General features: G+C 75.1%; 14 protein-coding genes. 8 read left to right on the plus strand and 6 right to left on the minus strand.

Translation table 11 applies throughout. The annotated features are described in order from the left end of the window. Positions 1-127 precede the first annotated feature (127 nt). Together ACFWU6_RS28055 and ACFWU6_RS28060 are read left to right on the plus strand one after the other, a co-directional pair. On the plus strand, positions 128-2,638 hold the full coding sequence (locus tag ACFWU6_RS28055; RefSeq protein WP_383983724.1) for a beta-glucosidase: 2,511 nt from the start codon (positions 128-130) through the stop codon (positions 2,636-2,638). Between the two features lie 56 nt (positions 2,639-2,694). Further along, positions 2,695-3,360 carry a DedA family protein gene (locus ACFWU6_RS28060; RefSeq protein WP_383983726.1) on the plus strand — a complete coding sequence of 222 codons (666 nt, stop codon included), beginning with the start codon at positions 2,695-2,697 and terminating at the stop codon, positions 3,358-3,360. A gap of 105 nt (positions 3,361-3,465) precedes the next feature. Here the strand turns inward: ACFWU6_RS28060 and ACFWU6_RS28065 are convergent, their stop codons facing one another. Then, positions 3,466-4,011, minus strand: a complete 546-nt coding sequence (locus tag ACFWU6_RS28065; RefSeq protein WP_383983728.1) for a gamma carbonic anhydrase family protein — start codon at positions 4,009-4,011, stop codon at positions 3,466-3,468. A gap of 141 nt (positions 4,012-4,152) precedes the next feature. Between ACFWU6_RS28065 and ACFWU6_RS28070 the strand changes: the two genes are divergently transcribed. Further along, positions 4,153-4,953 carry an acyltransferase gene (locus tag ACFWU6_RS28070; RefSeq protein WP_383983730.1) on the plus strand — a complete coding sequence of 267 codons (801 nt, stop codon included), beginning with the start codon at positions 4,153-4,155 and terminating at the stop codon, positions 4,951-4,953. 149 nt (positions 4,954-5,102) lie between these two features. Here ACFWU6_RS28070 and ACFWU6_RS28075 read toward each other — a convergent pair whose 3' ends face one another. Continuing rightward, positions 5,103-5,507 carry a CoA-binding protein gene (locus ACFWU6_RS28075; RefSeq protein ID WP_383799473.1) on the minus strand — a complete coding sequence of 135 codons (405 nt, stop codon included), beginning with the start codon at positions 5,505-5,507 and terminating at the stop codon, positions 5,103-5,105. A gap of 105 nt (positions 5,508-5,612) precedes the next feature. On the opposite strand from ACFWU6_RS28075, the gene ACFWU6_RS28080 reads away from it, so the two are divergent. The 3 genes from ACFWU6_RS28080 (at position 5,613) to ACFWU6_RS28090 (ending at position 10,495) form a co-directional block, all read left to right on the plus strand. Continuing rightward, positions 5,613-6,239: a YigZ family protein gene (locus ACFWU6_RS28080; RefSeq protein ID WP_383983732.1), complete on the plus strand. Its 627-nt coding sequence runs from the start codon at positions 5,613-5,615 to the stop codon at positions 6,237-6,239. Between the two features lie 81 nt (positions 6,240-6,320). Beyond that, positions 6,321-7,487, plus strand: coding sequence for an exonuclease SbcCD subunit D (locus ACFWU6_RS28085; RefSeq protein WP_383983734.1), 1,167 nt, complete (start codon positions 6,321-6,323; stop codon positions 7,485-7,487). Beyond that, positions 7,484-10,495 carry an AAA family ATPase gene (locus ACFWU6_RS28090; RefSeq protein WP_383983736.1) on the plus strand — a complete coding sequence of 1,004 codons (3,012 nt, stop codon included), beginning with the start codon at positions 7,484-7,486 and terminating at the stop codon, positions 10,493-10,495. The genes ACFWU6_RS28085 and ACFWU6_RS28090 overlap by 4 nt, the downstream gene beginning before the upstream one ends. Here ACFWU6_RS28090 and ACFWU6_RS28095 read toward each other — a convergent pair. After that, positions 10,485-10,931, minus strand: a complete 447-nt coding sequence (locus tag ACFWU6_RS28095) for an Lrp/AsnC family transcriptional regulator (RefSeq protein WP_383799237.1) — start codon at positions 10,929-10,931, stop codon at positions 10,485-10,487. The two genes, ACFWU6_RS28090 and ACFWU6_RS28095, sit on opposite strands and share 11 nt — an antisense overlap. 94 nt (positions 10,932-11,025) lie before the next feature. On the opposite strand from ACFWU6_RS28095, the gene ACFWU6_RS28100 reads away from it, so the two are divergent. Then, positions 11,026-11,553 carry a rhodanese-like domain-containing protein gene (locus tag ACFWU6_RS28100; protein ID WP_383983738.1) on the plus strand — a complete coding sequence of 176 codons (528 nt, stop codon included), beginning with the start codon at positions 11,026-11,028 and terminating at the stop codon, positions 11,551-11,553. A 120-nt stretch (positions 11,554-11,673) separates the two neighbouring features. Here the strand turns inward: ACFWU6_RS28100 and ACFWU6_RS28105 are convergent, their stop codons facing one another. Together ACFWU6_RS28105 and ACFWU6_RS28110 are read right to left on the minus strand one after the other, a co-directional pair. Beyond that, a complete protein-coding gene (locus ACFWU6_RS28105; protein ID WP_383983740.1) occupies positions 11,674-13,374 on the minus strand; it encodes a DUF885 domain-containing protein in 1,701 nt (566 codons plus the stop codon). A 48-nt stretch (positions 13,375-13,422) separates the two neighbouring features. Next, complete coding sequence (locus ACFWU6_RS28110; protein ID WP_383799246.1) at positions 13,423-13,905, minus strand: Lrp/AsnC family transcriptional regulator; 483 nt, start codon at positions 13,903-13,905, stop codon at positions 13,423-13,425. Positions 13,906-13,965: 60 nt separating this feature from the next. Between ACFWU6_RS28110 and ACFWU6_RS28115 the strand changes: the two genes are divergently transcribed. Beyond that, a complete protein-coding gene (locus ACFWU6_RS28115) occupies positions 13,966-15,207 on the plus strand; it encodes a trans-sulfuration enzyme family protein (protein WP_383799249.1) in 1,242 nt (413 codons plus the stop codon). Here ACFWU6_RS28115 and ACFWU6_RS28120 read toward each other — a convergent pair. After that, positions 15,161-16,576 carry a GNAT family N-acetyltransferase gene (locus ACFWU6_RS28120; RefSeq protein WP_383983742.1) on the minus strand — a complete coding sequence of 472 codons (1,416 nt, stop codon included), beginning with the start codon at positions 16,574-16,576 and terminating at the stop codon, positions 15,161-15,163. The two genes, ACFWU6_RS28115 and ACFWU6_RS28120, sit on opposite strands and share 47 nt — an antisense overlap. Positions 16,577-16,703 lie beyond the last annotated feature (127 nt).

The following is a 16,703-nucleotide window of genomic DNA, read 5'->3' on the forward strand; positions in this document are numbered from 1 at the left end:
CCCGGGCCCCCCCGCGGGGGGGGGGGGGGCGGGGGGGGGGGGGGGGGGGGGCGCCCGCCCCCGGGGGGGGGGGGGGGGGGCGCGGGGGGCGCCCCCCCCCCCCCCCCCGCCGCCGCAGGGAGCGCCCATGAGCCAGGCCGTGTCCAGACGTTCCGCGATCCGGCTGCTCGCGGGAGCGGGCGCCGTGCTCGGCGCGGCGGGCTGTGCGCCCTCCGTACCGGCGGGCGCCGGGCTGCGCCCTGCCCCCTCCGCGCCGCCCGCCCCCGCGCCCGGCGCGGAGGCGAACGGCGCCGCCCGGGTGGAAACCCTGCTGGAGCAGCTCACGCTCGAGGAGAAGACCGCCCTGCTCCACGGCGCCCAGGACCCGGCGCACCTCGGACAGGCCGGTTACGTGCCCGGTGTGCCCCGGCTCGGCATCCCCGCGCTGCGGATCGCCGACGGCTCCGCCGCAGTGGCGGTCGCCCGACCGGCCACCGCGCTGCCCGCGCCGGTCCTGCTCGCCTCGGCCTTCGACCCGGCACTGGCCCGCGAGTACGGGAGGGTCCTCGGCCGCGAGGGCCGGGCACTGGGCCAGGACGTCCTGCTCGCGCCCACGGCCAACCTCATCCGCACCCCCCACGCCGGGCGGAACTTCGAGACCTTCGCCGAGGACCCGCGGCTCACCGCCGACCTGGTGGCCGAGGTGGTCCGCGGGATCCAGGACGAGGGGCTCATCGCCGCGGTCAAGCACTTCGCCCTGGACAACCAGGAGAAGGGGCGCGACACCGTCGACGTGATCGCCGCCGAGCGGACCCTGCACGAGACCGAACTGAGGGGCTTCGAGGCGGCCGTGGCCGCCGGCGCGGGCGCCGTGACGGGGGCGTCCAACAAGGTCAACGGGGTCCACGCGGGCGAGAGCCGGCCGCTCCTCGACGAAGTGCTGCGCGGGAACTGGGGCTTCGACGGCTGGGTGCTGTCCGACCGGGGCGCCGTCCACAGCACCGTCGCCGCCATCGGCGCGGGCCTCGACATGGAGATGCCCGGCGGCACCCACTTCGGCCGCCCGCTGCGCGAGGCGGTGCGCGGCGGCTCGGTCTCCGAGGACACCGTCGACCTCGCGGTGCACCGCCTCCTCAGCACCATGGACCGGTTCGGGCTGCTCGCGCCCCGCCGCGCCGCACGGCCCGCGCGCGACGCTGCCGCCGGAGCCCGCACGGCCCGCCGGGTCGCGACCTCCGGGGCGGTGCTGCTGCGCAACGAGCGCGCCACGCTGCCGCTGGCGGGCGCCGCGGCCCGCTCGATCGCGGTGATCGGCCCCACCGGCCAGGTGCCCCTCACCGGCGCAGGCGGCAGCGCCCACCTGGTCCCCGAGGCGGCCGCCGCCCCCCTCACCGCGATCCGGCAGCGGGCCGGCAACGGCTCCACCGTGCGCTACGCCCTCGGCGAGGACCCGTACGGGCGCCCGCTGCCGCCGACGCTCCTGACGCCCCCGGCCGATCTGGACGACCGGCGGGTGGACGGCGGGGCCGCCTGGAGCCACGAGGGCACCTTCACGCTCGCCGCCGACGACGAGTGGACGCTGTTCCTCCACCACGCCGGCCGGCGGCCGGCGGTGCGCCTCGACGGCGAGGAGCTCTTCCCCGTCCGGCAGGGCGTCGCCGAGCACCCCGCCGGCGGACTGCTCGCCGCCGCGCCCGACGGACTGACCGTCCGGCGCCGCACCCTCACCCTGAAGGCGGGCGCCCACCGGCTCTCCGTGTCCAGCCCCACCGGGGCGCAGGACCGGCGGTTCCGGCTGCGGCACGCGACGAGGGCGACCCGCGCCGCGGACCTCGCCGAAGCGGTGAAGACGGCCAGGACCGCCCGCAGCGTGGTCCTGTTCGCCCACGAGGACGCCACCGGGGGCGGCGACCGGACCTCCTTGGGACTCCCGGGCGGGCAGGAGCGGCTGATCGAGGCGGTCGCCGCCGCGAATCCGCGGACCACCGTCGTGCTGAACACCCCCTCCGGCACCACCATGCCGTGGCTCTCCCGTACCGGGGCGGTCCTGCAGATGTACTACCCGGGCCAGGAGGGCGCCGGCGCCACGGCCGACGTCCTCTTCGGGGACGTGGACCCGGGCGGCCGCCTCACCCAGACCTTCCCCGTCCACGAGGAGGCGACCCCCGTCGGCGGGGACCCGCGGCGCTACCCGGGCGTGGGCGGCCGCCTGGAGTACGCCGAGGGGGTGCACGTCGGCCACCGCTGGTACGACGCACAGCGCGCGGCCCCGCTGTTCCCGTTCGGGCACGGGCTCTCGTACACGTCCTGGCAGTACGAGACGCTCACCGTCCGGCCCGAGCACGGCGGCCTGACCGTGGAGTTCACCGTCCGCAACACGGGGCGCCGCAAGGGCACGGAGGTGGCCCAGGTGTACGTCGGCCCGTCCCCGGAACTGCGGCTCGACCAGCCCGTCCGCGCACTGGCCGGCTACCGGCGGCTCACCCTCGCTCCGGGGGCGGCGCAGCGGGTCACCGTCACCGTCGATCCGCGGGCCCTGTCGTCCTGGGATCCGGTGGTCCGCGCGTGGGTGCTCGGCGCCGGCCGCCGCGAGGTGTTCGTCGGCCGTTCCTCGCGCGAACTGCCACTGCGGGCCAAGGCCGTGGTGGCGAGCCGGTAGGCTGCCCGCTCGGCGTGTCACTGGGGGCGCGCGGTGACGACTCGGAGGACGTACCGGTGCACATCCAGGAATGGCTGGAGACGATTCCGGCGGTCAGCATCTATCTCCTGGTCGGGCTGGTCATCGGGCTGGAGAGCCTGGGCATCCCGCTGCCGGGGGAGATCGTGCTGGTCAGCGCGGCACTGCTGGCCTCGCAGCACGACGAGATCAACCCCGTCGTGCTCGGCGCCTGTGCGATCGCCGGCGCGATCATCGGCGACTCGATCGGCTACGCGATCGGGCGCAGGGGCGGCAAACCGCTGCTGGAGCGGCTCGGGCGGCGCTTCCCCAAGCACTTCGGACCCGATCAGGTGGCCCTAGCGGAACGCTCTTTCGAGAAGTGGGGCATGTGGGCCGTCTTCTTCGGGCGGTTCGTGGCGCTGCTGCGGATCTTCGCCGGGCCGCTGGCGGGCGTGCTGCACATGCCGTACTGGAAGTTCCTGGTCGCGAACGTCTTCGGCGGCATCCTCTGGGCCGGCGGCACCACGGCCGTCATCTACTCGGTCGGCATCGTCGCGGAGCCGTGGCTGAAGCGGTTCTCCTGGGCGGCGCTGGTGCTGGCCGTGCTGTGCGGGCTCACCGTGACGCTGGTGGTGCGCAACCGGATGAAGAAGGCGGCTGCCGAAGCGGGCGCCGCCGGTGCGGACCGGCACGAGCCCGTCCCGGCGGCCGTGGCCGACTGAGGCACCCGCCGCGCCGGGCCGGGCCGGGGCACCTGCCCGGGGCGGGGCCACTTCTCCGGGCCGGGGCCGCCGGCCCGGGCCGCGGGCCCGGAACCGGACGCGCCCTCAGGCTCCCGGGGGCACCGGGGCGCGGTGCTGCTCCGCCAGTTCCCGGTACATCGCCGCGTTGAGCCTGATGCCCTCGCGCTCCTCCCCGGTCAGCTCCCGGCGCACCTTGGCCGGCACGCCGGCCACCAGCGAACCGGGCGGGACCACCATGCCCTGCGGGACCAGCGCCTGGGCGGCCACCAGCGAGCCCGCACCGATCACCGCGCCGTTCAGGATGGTCGCGCCCATGCCGATCAGGCAGTCGTCCTCGACCGTGCAGCCGTGCACGACGGCGTTGTGCCCGATGGAGACGCGCTCGCCGATCGACACCGGGTAGCCGGGGTCCACGTGGACCGTGCAGTTGTCCTGGACGTTGCTGTCCGCACCGAGCGTGATCGGACCGCAGTCGGCCCGCAGCACCGCCGAGTACCAGACGCTCGCACCGGCGCCCAGGGTGACGTCGCCGATCACGACGGAGGTGGGCGCGGTGAACGCGGTGGGATCGACCGACGGGCTCTTCCCGCCCACGCCCGCCACGAGTGCCTGGGCCGCCTGATGCGTCATGTGCTCTTCCTCTGTCTTCCTCGTCCGGGATCCTGCCGCGCTACCGGCACCGTAGGGCACGCGCCCGCCCCCTCCGCGATGGGGTGAAGATCACAGGCCCGCCGCCCGGACGCCCGCCACCGGGCCCACTACCGTGGCCGGGTGCCGAAGAACCAGAACACGTTCTCTTCCCTGGCGGCCCTGCGCCGCAGGCTGGCGAACCGCGCGGTCCACACCGGCTGGCGCTGGATGCAGCAGGCCGGCGCGGTCACCGCGCAGACCCCGGGGCCGCTCCGTTTCGGGGCGATCGGGGACGGCACCCGGCTCGCCTTCCCGCAGGGCACGGTCTTCGGCGAGTCCTGGATCCGGCTCGGCGACCACTGCATCATCGGCGAGCGGGTCACCCTGACCGCCGGGATGATGCCGGACCTCGACCTGGGCGCGGAGCCGATGCTGGTCCTCGGCAACGGAGTGGTCGTCGGCCGGGACAGCCACGTCATCGCCGACGCCCGGATCACCATCGGGAACGACACCTTCTGCGGCCCGGGGGTCTACATCACCTCCACGAACCACAGCTACGACGACCCGCACGAGCCGGTCGGCAGGCAGTGGCCCCGCAGCGCACCGGTCGAGATCGGCCCGGGATGCTGGCTCGGCACCGGCGCGGTGGTGCTGCCGGGCGCGCGGCTGGGCCGCAACGTCGTGGTGGCCGCCGGGGCGGTCGTACGGGGCGAGGTGCCGGACCACGCCGTGGTGGCGGGGGCGCCGGCGCGGATCGTGCGCCGCTGGGAGCCGGAGACCGGCTGGCAGCCGCCACTGCGCACGCCCGCCCCGGTGCCGATCCCCGACGGGATGACCCCGGAGCAGCTGCGCGGCCTGGCACAGCTGGCCGAGGCGGAGGCGGAGGCCGAGGCGGAGGCCGAGGTGGAGGAAGGGGCGCGGCCGGAGCCGCGCGCCGTGTAGGCCGGACGGGAACAGCGCCGGACGGCCGGCGCGCCGGACGGCCGACGCCGGTGACATCGGCGCCGCGCGGACCGGCCCGGCGCCCGCTGATCGACGTCTGCTGATCGGCGTCCAGCCGGTCGGCGCCCTGCTGCCCGGCGCCGCCGAGGCTACAGGGCCGGGATCTCGATGGCCGGGCAGCGGTCCATGACCATCGTCAGGCCGGCCTCGCGGGTGCGCTCGTAGGCGGCCTCGTCGATCACCCCGAGCTGGAACCAGACGGCAGCGGCCCCGATGGCCACGGCCTCGTCGGCCACCGGGCCGGCCAGCCCGCTGTTCACGAACACGTCCACCACGTCCACCGCGAAGGGGATCGCCTCCAGCGAGGGGTACCCGGGCTCGCCGTGCACCGTCTCCGCCTTCGGGTGCACGGGGACCACGCGCTTGCCGAACCGCTGGAGGACGCGGGCCACCCCGTAGGCCGCCCGGTCCTGGTTGTTCGAAAGGCCGACCACGGCCCAGGTGTCACCGACCTCGGTGAGGATCTTGCGGATGGTTGCCGGATCGCCGTACACGTGCGCCGCCTCCTGGTGGTCTGCTGCTCCGGCCGCCCCTGCTGCCGCCGGCTCCTTCCTGATCAACCGAAAGGACACATGTCCGATTCCCCGTAGGGTGGAGCGGTGACGGCAGACCAGTACGTGACGGTGGCCCGCGAGGGCGTGCACGAGGCGGAGATCAACCGCTCGCGCTTCCTCTGCGCGCTCGCGCCCGCCGCGACGGAGCGCGAGGCCCAGGATTTCGTCGCGCGGGTCCGCAGGGAGCACCCGACCGCCACGCACAACTGCTTCGCCTACGTCATCGGCGCCGACGCCGGCGTCCAGAAGGCCAGCGACGACGGCGAGCCCGGCGGCACCGCGGGCGTCCCCATGCTGCAGATGCTCATGCGGCGCGACGTGCGCTACGCCGTCGCCGTCGTCACCCGCTACTACGGCGGGGTGAAGCTCGGCGCCGGCGGTCTCATCCGGGCGTACGGCGGAGTCGTCGGAGAGGCGCTCGACGAGCTCGGCACCGTCACCCGGCGCCGCTACCGGCTGGCCACCGTCACCGTCGACCACCAGCGGGCCGGGAAGACCCAGAACGACCTGCGCTCCACCGGCCGCACCGTCGTCGACCTGCGGTACGGGGCCGCCGTGGAGATCGAGGTCGCCCTCCCCGAGGCGGACCTGCCCGCCTTCGAGGCCTGGCTCGCCGACAGCACGGCGGGCAGTGCGAGCCTCACCCTCGGCGGAGAGACGTACGCGCCCTGAGGGACGCGTTAGCGTAGAGGGGTTCAGGAACCAGCGAGCGGGGCGACCAGGGGGAGACGGTATGTGCGGCGGGGCCGGCGAGTGAAGTTCCTGCACACCTCCGACTGGCACCTCGGCCGGGCCTTCCACCGCGTGAACCTGCTCGGGGCGCAGGCCGCCTTCGTCGACCACCTCGTCGAGACCGCCCGTGCGCACGAGGTCGACGCGGTCCTCGTCGCCGGGGACGTATACGACCGGGCCGTGCCCCCGCTGCCGGCCGTCGACCTGTTCGACCGGGCCCTGCACCGGCTCGCCGAGCTGGGCGTGCCCACCGTGATGATCTCCGGGAACCACGACTCCGCCCGCCGTCTCGGGGTCGGGGCGGGCCTCATCGACCGGGCCGGCATCCACCTCCGGACCGACCCGGCCGGCTGCGCCGACCCCGTGGTGCTGGCCGACGTACACGGCGAGGTCGCGCTCTACGGCCTTCCGTACCTGGAACCGGCCCTGGTCAAGGAGCAGTTCGGGGCCGGGAAGGTCAGCCACGAGGCCGTGCTGGGAGCCGCCATGGACCGGATCCGGGCCGACCTGGCCAGCCGGCCTCCGGGAACCCGCTCCGTCGTCCTGGCCCACGCCTTCGTCACCGGCGGACAGGCCAGCGACAGCGAGCGCGACATCACCGTCGGCGGGGTCGAGGCCGTCCCCGCCGCGGTCTTCGACGGAGTGGACTACGCCGCGCTCGGCCACCTCCACGGCTGCCAGACGATCAACGAGCGGGTCCGCTACTCCGGTTCCCCGCTCGCCTACTCCTTCTCCGAGGCCGACCACCGCAAGACCATGTGGCTGATCGAGCTGGACGCCGAGGGCGCCATCGCCGCCGCCGAACGGATCGACACCCCCGTGCCGCGGCCCCTGGGGCGGCTGCGCGGACGGCTCGACGACCTGCTGGGGGACCCGGCGCACACCGTGCACGAGGCCTCGTGGGTCGAGGCCGTCCTCACCGACCCGGTCCGGCCCGACGACCCCATGGGCCGCCTGTCCGCCCGCTTCCCGCACACCCTCAGCCTCGGCTTCGACCCCGAGGGCCGCGAGCAGGGGACGGGCGCCTCCTACGCCCAGCGGCTCAAGGGCCGCAGCGACCAGGAGATCGCCGAGGACTTCGTCGCCCACGTGCGCGGCGGCGGGGCCGACGAGGCCGAACGGGCCGTGCTCCAGGGCGCCTTCGACGACGTGCGGGTCAACGACAGCCGGCAGGAGACCCACCGATGAGGCTGCACCGGCTCCAGGTCACCGCCTTCGGCCCCTTCGCCGAGCCCCAGGAGATCGACTTCGACGCGCTCTGCGGCGCCGGCGTCTTCCTGCTCCACGGACCCACCGGCGCGGGCAAGACCTCCGTCCTCGACGCCGTCTGCTACGCGCTCTACGGGTCCGTCCCCGGTCCCCGCCAGGCCCCCGGCACCAGCCTGCGCAGCGACCACGCCTCCACCGGCACCCCGACCGAGGTCACCCTCGAACTCACCGCGGGCGGCCGCCGCCTGGAGATCACCCGCAGGCCCGAACAGGACCGGCCGAAGAAGCGCGGCACCGGCACCACCAAGGACAAGGCGCAGAGCCGGCTGCGCGAGCACACCGCCGCGGGGTGGGAGGCGCTCAGCCGCTCCCACCAGGAGGTCGGCGAGGAGATCGAGCAGCTGCTCGGCATGAGCCGCGAGCAGTTCTGCCAGGTGGTGCTGTTGCCGCAGGGCGAGTTCGCGCGGTTCCTGCGCGCCGACGAGGCGGCCCGCGGCCGACTCCTCGGCCGGCTCTTCGACACCCGCCGGTTCGCCGCCGTCGAGACCCTCCTCGGGGAACGCCGCCGGGCTGCCGAAGCCGAGGTCCGGGCCGGTGACGCGCGGGTGCTGCACACCGCCCAGCGGCTCGCCCAGGCAGCCGGGGACAGCGCCGACCTCCGGGACTGGCCGCTGCCCGGGCACCAGCCCGGCGACCCCGGGCTCGCCGCGGCCGTCCGCGCCTGGGCCGCCGTCGCCCGGTGCGCCGCCCGGGAGCGCCTCACCGTCACCGAGTACGCGCTGGCCGCCGTCGAGGGCCGGCACGCCGCCGCCCGGCGCGCCGCCGAGGACGAGCGGGAGCTCGACCGCCTCCAGCGCCGGCACGCCGAGACCGCCCGCCGGGCCGCCGCGCTCGCCGAGGCGGCACCCGAGCGGGAGCGGGTGCGCGGCCTGCTGGACCGGGCCCGGCGGGGCGCCCTGGTGGCTCCCGCCCTGGAACTGCGCGGGGCCGCCTCCGCCGCCCACCTGGCCGCCGCCCACGCCGAGGCGGCCGCCCGGTCCGAACTCCCGCCGCCGCTGTCCGAGGCGGGCACCGAGCAGCTGGCCTCCGTCGAGCAGCGGCTGCGCGAGGACCTCGGCGCCCTCGGCGCCGCCCGGCGATCCGAGCAGCGCAGTGCCGAGATCGGCCGCGAACGCGCCGACCTGGAACGGGAGGCACGGGCCGCCGAGGAGCAGCACCAGGAGTCCGCCGAGTGGCTGGAGCGCTGGGACGAGACCCGGAGGGCCCTGACGGAGCGCGTGGACCGCGCCCAGCAGGCCGCCACCCTGGCCGAACAGCTCGCCGGCCGGCTGGAACCGGCCCGGATGCAGCTCAACGCGGCCCGGCGGCGGGACGCCCTCGGCGCCGACGCGCAGCGCGCGGAGGGCGAACTGCTCTCCGTGCGCGAGGAGTCGGCCGCCGCCCGGGAGCGCTGGCTGGAGCTCAAGGAGTCCCGGCTGCGCGGGATCGCCGCGGAACTGGCCGAGGCGCTGGTGGCGGGCGAGGCCTGCGCCGTGTGCGGCTCGGCGGAGCACCCGGCCCCGGCCCGGCCGGCCCCCGGCCACGTCGACCGCGCCGCCGAGGACGCGGCCCACGCCGCCTTCGAACGGGCCGAGGAGGCCCGGTCCGCCGTCGAGCGCCGTCTCGCGGCCCTGGAGGAGGCCCGCGCCGAGGCCTCGGCCGCCGCCGGGGACGCCGCCACCGCCGCACTCGTGGACCTGACCTCGGACCTCAGCTCCCGGCACGCGGCCGCCCACGCGGACGCCGCCGTGCTCCACACCGCGCGGGAGCACCTGGCCCGCGCCGAGCGGGAGCACGCCGCCCGCAGCGCCGACCGGCTCGACGCCGAGCGCAGGGCCGCCGCCCGGGCTTCCCGGCGCGAGGCCCTGGACCAGGAGCAGGCCTCCCTGGAAGCGGAGCTCGCGCTGGTCCGGGGAGACGCGCCCACGGTCGCGGCCCGCGCCCGCACCCTGGAGGACCGGGTCCGGATGGTCGCGGCGGCCGCCGGTTCGCTGCGCCGCGCCGAGGCCACCGCGGCCCGGCTGAAGGAGGCCGACGACCAGCTCGCCGACGCCGCCTTCAAGGCGGGCTTCGACACCGTCGAGGACGCGGCCGACGCGGTCCTCCCCGAGTACGAACGCACCGCGCTCCAGCACCGGATGGACGCCTGGCAGGCCGAGGAGGCCATGCTCGCGGACCGCCGGGGCGAGAGCGGCACCGCCGAGGCGGCGGCCCGGCCCCCGGCCCGGCCGGAGGAGGCCGAGGCCTACGCGGCCCTGGCCGCGGCGAAGCTCCGTACGGCCGGATCCGCGCACGACGCCGCCCGGGTCCGCTGCGCGGAGCTGGACGAGCTCTCCCGGCAGGCCGAACGGGAACTGCGCGCCCTGGGCCCGCTGCGGGAGGCCTACGAACGGGTGGCCCGCATGGCCGGGCTCACCGCGGGCACCTCCGCCGACAACGAGCGCAAGATGCGCCTGGAGGCGTACGTACTGGCCGCCCGCCTGGAGCAGGTCGCGGCCGCGGCGACGGCACGGCTGCTGCGCATGTCCGGCGGCCGCTACACCCTGGTCCACTCCGACGCGCGCGCGAGCGGCCGCGGCCGCTCGGGCCTCGGGCTGCACGTGGTCGACGCCTGGACCGGCAGCGAGCGCGACACCGCCACGCTCTCGGGCGGGGAGACCTTCTTCGCCTCGCTCGCCCTGGCACTGGGCCTGGCCGACGTGGTCACGGACGAGGCCGGCGGCATGCGCCTGGACACCCTCTTCATCGACGAGGGCTTCGGCAGCCTCGACGACCAGGCCCTGGACGAGGTCCTCGACGTCCTCGACTCGCTGCGCGAACGGGACCGCAGCGTCGGGATCGTCAGCCACGTCGCCGACCTGCGGACCCGGGTCCAGGCCCAGTTGGAGATCGTCAAGCAGCGCGGCGGCTCGGTGGTCCGCCACCGCACCGCGGCGCTCAGGGACTGAGCGGGCGCCGGGGGAGCGGCGAGGAGTAGACGACGCTCGTCGTGACGGAACCGAGCCCGGAGATCCGGCCCGTGACCTCTTCGAGGTGGGACATGGAGCGGGCGGCGACCTTGAGCACGAAGCAGTCGTCGCCGGTGACGTGGTGGGCCTCCAGGATCTCCGGGGTGGCGTCCAGGAAGTCGTGGAACGGCTTGTAGTTGCCGTGCGGGTAGCGCAGCCGCACCAGGGCCAGGATCGCCTTGCCGAGCCTCTCCGGGTCCACCACCGCCGTGTAGCCCGTGATGACGCCGACCTCCTCCAGGCGGCGGACCCGCTCGGTGACGGCGCTCGCGGACATCGACACGGCGCGGGCGAGCTCGGTGAAACTGGCCCGGCCGTCCCGCTGGAGGACTTCGAGGATCCGCCAGTCGGTGGCGTCCGGGGAATAGTCGGTCATGTGCCCGGTCTAGCAGGAGTTTCCCCGGCCGGACAAGGCGAAGGCCGGGGAAATCCACTTCTCATGATGATCGGCAGATCATAGTTTTTGACCCATGACAGCGACGCAGAACACCCCGGCCGTGACCGCTCCCGCCGATGCGCCCGCCAACCCCGTGCTCCGGGTGCCGCCCGCCTCCCCGGCCGCGGCCGCCGCCTACTTCGCCGCGAGCCTCGCCTTCCACGCGGACGTGTCCGATGTCGCCGCCGCCTTCGAAGCCCACCGCGAACGGGGCGCGGAGCTCGGCTTTCAGTTGGTCGACTCCCGTTCCACGCCCTCCTGGGACCAGGCGCACGTGCCCGGAGCCGTCCACCTGCCGACCGCCCTCGTGCCCGAGCAGGCCGAGCGGCTCCTCGACCGGAACCTGCCCGTGGTGACGTACTGCTGGGGACCCGGCTGCAACGGCGGCGCCCGCTCCGCCCTGGCCCTGGCCGAACTGGGCTTCCAGGTCAAGGAGATGCTCGGCGGCATCGAGTACTGGATCCGCGAGGGCTTCGAGGTCGAGACCTGGCGGGGCAGCGAGCGGCGCGCCGGGGCCGACCCGCTGACCGCCCCCACCGACTCGGACGACTGCGGCTGCTGACGGCGGACCGCACGCGCGGGGGAACGGGCCGCACGGGACGGGCCGCACGGGCCGACCGCACGGGACGGGCCGCTGCGCGTGAGGCGGAGCTGCCCGTTCCGTGTGCGCGGGGGGCCGTCGTCAGAGCTTGGACAGCTCGTCCACCAGGTCGTCCAGCCCCAGCGAGCCCTGCGACAGCGCCGCCATGTGCCACGCCTTCAGGTCGAAGGAGTCGCCGTGCGCGGCTCGTGCGTTGTCCCGTCCCAGCAGCCAGGCGCGTTCGCCCAGCTTGTAGCCGATGGCCTGCCCCGGCATCGACAGGTAGCGGGTCAGCTCGCTCTCGACGAAGTCCGCCGGACGGCCGCTGTGCAGGCCGAAGAACTCCTGCGCCAGGTCGACCGTCCAGGTCTCGCCCGGGTGGAACGGCGAGTCCGCGGGGATCTCCAGGCCCAGGTGCATGCCGATGTCCACGATGACGCGCGCGGCGCGCATCATCTGGCAGTCCAGGTACCCCAGGCGCTGCTCGGCGTCCTTGAGGTAGCCCAGCTCGTCCATCAGCCGTTCCGCGTACAGGGCCCAGCCCTCGGCGTTGGCGCTGACGAGGCCGACCCCGGCCTGGTAGCGGGAGAGCCGGTCCGCGACGTGCGTCCACTGCGCCAGCTGGAGGTGGTGGCCCGGGACGCCCTCGTGGTACCACGTGGAGACCAGGTCGTACACCGGGAACCGGGTCTGGCCCATCGTCGGCAGCCAGGTGCGCCCCGGGCGCGAGAAGTCCTCGGAGGGGTTGGTGTAGTACGGCGCCGCGGCGCCGCCCGGCGGGGCGATCATGGACTCCACGCGCTTGACCCGCTCGGCGAGGTCGAAGTGGGTGCCGTCGAGGTTCTCGATGGCCTCGTCCATGAGCCCCTGGAGCCAGGCCCGGACCTCCTCGACACCCTCGATGTGGGTGCCGTGCTCGTCCAGGTGCCGCAGCGCGTCCCAGGGGTTCGATCCCGGAAGGATCTTGTCCGCCTCGGTCTTCATCTCGGCGAGCAGCCGGTGGTACTCGGACCAGCCGTAGGCGTACGCCTCGTCCAGGTCCAGGTCCGTGCCGTTGAAGTAGCGCGACCAGCGGGCGTAGCGCTCGCGGCCCACGGTCTCGGGGCCGCCGGCCACGGCGGGGGCGTACACGTCGCGCATCCAGTCGCGCAGGGCGAGCAGGGAGGCGGTCGCGCCGACGGCCGCCTCGTCCAGGTCGGCCCGCAGCGTGTCCGGGCCGCGGGAGGCGAACGCCTCGAAGAACGCGGGCTCGTCGTCCTCGCCGATCCAGGTGGTGAGCTGCTCGATGAAGGTGGCGGTGGGGCGCGGCGCGCCGTGCAGGGACCGCTCCAGGCCGAGCGCGAGGCACTCGCGGTATCCGGCTATGGCCGCCGGGACCGCGCGCAGCCGTTCGGTGATGGCCGCCCAGTCCTCGTCGGTCTCGGCCGGCGTGACGGGGAAGACCTCGCGGACGGAGTGCACGGGGCTGTGGATGTTGCTGACCGCGCGCAGGTCCTCGTCGGCCGCGTGGACCGCGAGTTCGGCGGTGAGGCGCTCGCGCAGCAGGCGGCCGCAGCGGCGCTCGACGTCGCTGTCGGCGCCGGGGAGCCGCTCGGCCGCGTCGAGGAGGGCGAGGGTCCTACGGGACAACTCGGCCACGGCGGCCCGGCCGGCCGGGGAGAAGTCCGGGAGCCTTCCGGAGCTGGCGGCGACACCGAGGTAGGTGCCGACGATCGGGTCGAGGGCGACGAGGTCGTCGACGTACGCGTCGGCGACCTGGCGGGGAAGCCGGTGGGCGCTGTCGTTGTGCAAGATCTCAGGCATGCCGCCATCTTCGTATGCGCGACGCCGTCGCGTCACCACTCTTTGCGGTCACCCCGCGGGCGTGGGCGGCAACAGGGGACCGCAGTCCCACTCCTGGAAGATCAACCGGGTTTCCACGCGGGCCACTTCCCGTCGTGAGGTGAACTCGTCGAGGACCAGGCGCTGGAGCTCGCCCGGATCCGAGACCGCGACGTGGACCAGGTAGTCGTCGGGGCCGGTGAGGTGGAAGACGGCGCGGGAGGCGGGCAGTGAGCGCACCCGGTCGACGAACGGGCCGATGAGTTCGCGCCGGTGCGGTCGCACCTGGACCAGGAGCAGCGCCTCCAAGCCGCGTCCGAGCTTGGCGGGATCGAGCCTCAAGCGGTTCCCGAGGATGATCCCGGAGCGGCGCATCCGCGCGACCCGGTCCAGGCACGTGGACGCGGCGATCCCGACCTCGGCGGCGAGATCGCGGTAGGTGGTCCGGGCGTCGTTCTGCAAAAGCCGCAGAATCTGGAGGTCCACCGGATCCAAAGCAACGGAATCGGACATTGGCCGAACGTAGCACGGCGATTTCCCGTCACAACCGGTCGGCAGCGCACAGTACGGCCCATGGAGACGAACGCCCAGACCGCACGACGGTCACTGGCCACCGAAGCAGTGCACGCCGGACGCGAGGACCTCGCACGGCTCGGACTGCACGCGCCTCCGCTCGACCTGTCGACGACCTATCCGTCGTACGACAGCCGGGCGGAGGCCGCCCGCATCGACGAGTTCGCCACCACCGGGGCCCGCCCCGAGGGCCCGCCGGTCTACTCCCGCCTCGACAACCCGACCACCGCCCGCTTCGAGACGGCCCTGGCCCGTCTGGAGGGCACCGAGAGCGCGGTCGCCTTCGCCAGCGGAATGGCCGCGCTCACCGCCACCCTGCTGGTGCGCGGATCGATGGGGCTGCGGCACGTCGTCGCCGTCCGACCGCTCTACGGGTGCAGCGACCACCTGCTGGGCAGCGGTCTGCTGGGCACCGAGGTCACGTGGGTGGACCCGGCGGGCATCGCGGACGCCATCCGCCCGGACACCGGGCTGGTCATGATCGAGTCCCCGGCCAACCCGACGCTCGCGGAGATCGACCTGCGCGCCGCCGCCCACGCCTGCGGCGAGGTGCCGCTGCTGGTCGACAACACCTTCGCCACCCCGGTGCTCCAGCGGCCGGCGGAGAGCGGGGCCCGGCTGGTCCTGCACAGCGCCACCAAGTACCTGGGCGGCCACGGGGACGTCCTCGGCGGGGTCGTGGCCTGCGACGAGGCCTTCGCCCGCAAGCTCCGCCAGGTGCGCTTCGCGACGGGCGGCGTCCTGCACCCGCTGGCCGCCTACCTGCTCCTGCGGGGGCTCTCGACGCTCCCGGTCCGGGTCCGGGCCGCCTCCGCGAGCGCTGCCGAGCTGGTCCGGCGGCTCGCGGACGACCCGCGGGTGGAACGGGTGCACTACCCGCGCATCGGGGGGGCCATGGTCGCCTTCGAGACCGCCGGGGACCCGCACGAGGTGATCGCCGCGGTACGGCTGATCACCCCGGCGGTCAGCCTCGGCAGCGTGGACACCCTCATCCAGCACCCGGCCTCCATCAGCCACCGGATCGTGGCCGAGGGAGACCGGCACGCCTCCGGCGTCAGCGACCGGCTGCTGAGGATGTCGGTCGGACTGGAGGACGTGGACGACCTCTGGGCCGACCTCGACCAGGCGCTCGACGCGGCCGCTCCGGGTCCGCTCTCCGCCGCCGGCCCCGCCTGTGCCTCCGCCTCTGCCTCGCTTACGGGTGCTGCACGCGCGGAAGCTCGTACGGCGGTCGGGAGCTGACCAGGGCGGCGTCCAGCCGCGCGGTGATCACGAGGGTGCCCTCCTCGATCTGGTAGTCGAGGGGCAGGCCCAGGCCGCGCATCGCGGCGACCATGCCGGTGTTGGAGGCCTGGGTGACGGCGTACACGCTGTCGCACCGGGCCTCCACCGCCATCGCGATCAGCCGGCGCAGCAGCTCGGAGCCGATGCCGCGGCGCTGCCAGTCGTCCTCGATGAGCAGCGCCACCTCGGTCTCGTCCCCGTCCCACAGCAGGTGGCCGAGGGCGACGAGCTTGCCGGACGCGGTGGTCGCGGCCAGCGTGCGGCCGAAGCGGGGGCTCAGCAGGTGGCCCAGGTAGCGGTCCGCGTCGGCGACGGGACCGTGGTAGCGCAGCGACAGGGTGCGCTCCGAGCAGCGGTCGTGCATCGCGCGGGCGGCGGTCAGGTCCGCGGCGTCGGCGCGGCGCACGGTGATCTCGTTGCCCTCGGGCAGCGTCAGGACGTCCTGGCTGCGCGGGACGCGGGGGCCGAGCCGCGCGTCGAGCTCCACGAGGGCGCGGGCGCGGGCGAACTCGGTGGGGGTGAAGGGCAGGTACGGCCGTTCCACGGTGATCGCGCCGCCGGAGGGGTCGCGCAGCCGCATGACCGTGGCCTCCAGGACTCCTTCGACCGGGGCGTCGGCGCCCGCGTTGGGGCGTCCGGACAGGGTGGTCGCGGGGATGGAGTGGATCGTGCAGCGGCCGAGCAGCTGGCGCAGGGCGAGCGGCAGCTCGGCGGCGTCCAGGGCGGTGCGGGTGGCCAGGCCCAGGACGCGGGTCGGGGTGTCGACGAGGTCGTGGGCGTCGGCGCGTTCGATCCAGGTGCTGTGCCCGCCGGCCCGGGCGATGGCGCGGCCGAGGTCGGCGGAGGGCAGCGCCTGGGGGGCGCGGAGCAGGAACTCGTCGACGGTGCCGCCCTCCGGGAGCGGGTGGGTCTGGAGGGTCAGGATGTCCACGCCGTTATGGGCGAGGGCGGTGCAGAGCGCCGCCAGGGAACCGGGCTCGTCCCGTACGGTCGTCCGCATCCGCCACAGCGCGGCGGGGGCGGCGGCCGAGTCGGGAGCCGCGCCCGCGTTCGTATCCGTATCCGCGGTATCCGTGGGGGCCGTGTCGGCGGGCGGCGGCGCATGGCTGTGGCGCCGCGCCCACCAGGTGTGGAAGGCCGCGGTGAACAGCAGCGCGACGGCCGAGGCGACCAGCAGGACCGGGCCCCTGGGGCCGTGCACGACGAGATTGGCGAGGGCGTCCGCGACCGCGACGGCGCAGAACAGTGCGGCGAGTTCGACGAGGTCGCGGCGCCAGTGGTGGTGGTGGCGGGGACGCTGGGCGGAGGCAGGGCTGAAGTCAGTCATGCACGCCACTGTGGCGCAGGGGTGTTGCGTGATCACGAACGGTCTGTGACCGACTGGTTAAGTGTCCATCTGGCCGATTTGTGCCGAGCCGGGCCGGCCGAACCCGACGGGCCGAACCCGACGGGCC

Source organism: Streptomyces sp. NPDC058674 (genome assembly GCF_042716505.1).
Taxonomy (GTDB): domain Bacteria; phylum Actinomycetota; class Actinomycetes; order Streptomycetales; family Streptomycetaceae; genus Streptomyces.